This window comes from Streptomyces sp. E2N166 (assembly GCF_003671715.1).
In the GTDB taxonomy this organism is placed as follows: Bacteria; Actinomycetota; Actinomycetes; order Streptomycetales; family Streptomycetaceae; genus Streptomyces; species Streptomyces thinghirensis.
Map to the genome: position 1 here is coordinate 118,691 of NZ_RAIF01000025.1, position 1,373 is coordinate 120,063.

At 73.5% G+C, this 1,373-nt stretch carries 3 protein-coding genes; 2 read left to right on the forward strand and 1 reads right to left on the reverse strand.

What is annotated here, in order from left to right:
* Window positions 1-191, reverse strand: a 191-nt coding sequence (locus EBH09_RS39025) for a hypothetical protein (protein WP_238697357.1), incomplete at its 3' end; no start/stop codon positions are given.
* 56 nt (window positions 192-247) lie between these two features.
* Between EBH09_RS39025 and EBH09_RS18530 the strand changes: the two genes are divergently transcribed.
* On the forward strand, window positions 248-610 hold the full coding sequence (locus EBH09_RS18530; RefSeq protein ID WP_121748108.1) for a hypothetical protein: 363 nt from the start codon (window positions 248-250) through the stop codon (window positions 608-610).
* 7 nt (window positions 611-617) lie between these two features.
* On the forward strand, window positions 618-1,373 hold a 756-nt coding region (locus tag EBH09_RS18535; RefSeq protein WP_193776392.1), incomplete at its 3' end, for a caspase family protein.

The window sequence follows — 1,373 nt, forward strand, 5'->3', positions numbered from 1 at the left end:
AACTGAGCCGGTTGCAGGTCCAGGGCTGAGCCGTTCGCGGGCCCGGGACTGAGCCGTTCGCGGCCCGAGGTGGAGCCGTTCGCGGGCCCGGGGTGGAGCCGTTCGCGGGCCGGGGCTGAGCCGGTTGCGGAGCCGGGGCTGAGGGCCGTCGGGCGTTCGGGACCGGCGTGCGCGCCGAGCGTGCGCGTCACGACAGCGGCGTATGGACCCTCCCCTGTGCGCAACAGGGGTGTCATGATGGTGAGTTATGGCTGAGGGGGACGGAGTGGTGACGCGCGGTATCCGCATCCGGCTGGACGGGACCGCGAGCGAGAGTGACATCGACGCCCTGCACAAATGGCTCGAACGGGAGAAACCGCTCGCCGATCTGGCACGGACCGACCAACTGCGCATCGACGAACGGAGCCGGACCGACGAGGCGGGCGCCCCGATGGGTGTCGGCATGGACATCGTGGTGGCGGTGCTCGGCGGCGCCGCGGGCGCGGTCTTCCAGGGAGTGGTGGACCAGGTCAGGCGATCCGTCGAGGCCTGGCGGGCCAACCGCCGGGAGGTGGAGGACGGCGAGCCGCCCCAGGCGCGCGTCGAACCGGTGCGTCCCGACGACAGGTAGGCGGCCGGTGACCGGTTACGACCCGAGAGGGAGGACGAACCGGGCGCTGCTGGTCGGAGTGTCCGAGTACGACAACACGGCGCCGCCGGACGGCGTGCCCGGGGATCTCCCCGCGGTCAAGCACAACCTGAACCGGCTGGGGGAGGCGCTGCGGCACGGCGGGGTCTTCGGCGAGCGGGAGATCACGGTGTGCCGCTCCCCCGACCAGGTGACCTTCGGCCGGGAGCTGTGGACGGCGGCCAAGGAGGCCGAGGGCGTCCTGCTGCTGTACTTCGCCGGGCACGGGGCGATACCGAACGCGGGCGACGAGCTGTTCCTGCAGATGCGCAACGCGCGCGTGGTGGCGGGCGGGCACGCGGTCTTCCCCGGCGCGGAGATGTTCAGCACCGTGCAGGCGGTGCTCGCCGCCAGTCCGGCGCGGCGGATCGTGGTCGTCCTCGACTGCTGCTTCGCGGGCAACGCCGCCTGGATCCGCCCGGAGCCCCGCGACAAGCGGCGGGTGCTGCTGCTGATGAGCGTGCAGGCCAATCACCGCATCGACGCGGGCGGGCCCGGCACCCCGACACCGTTCACCGCCGAGCTCGCTGCGCTGCTGGATGCGGGCGGCGACGTGTCGTTCCGGGCTCTCGCGGACGACCTGCGAGCCCGGATGTCCGCCGCCGGTCACCGGACGGTACGCGGGGACGCCTGGGAGCCGGAGAGCCGCGTCGAGCCCGGGGAGGACCTGCTCCTCGCCGCCCGGCCGAGGGCCGCTCGTCCGCCC

Coding starts and splice junctions, on each gene's coding strand:
- EBH09_RS18530 (WP_121748108.1), top strand. CDS start 248: ATGGCTGAGGGGGACGGAGTGGTGACGCGCGGTATCCGCATCCGGCTG.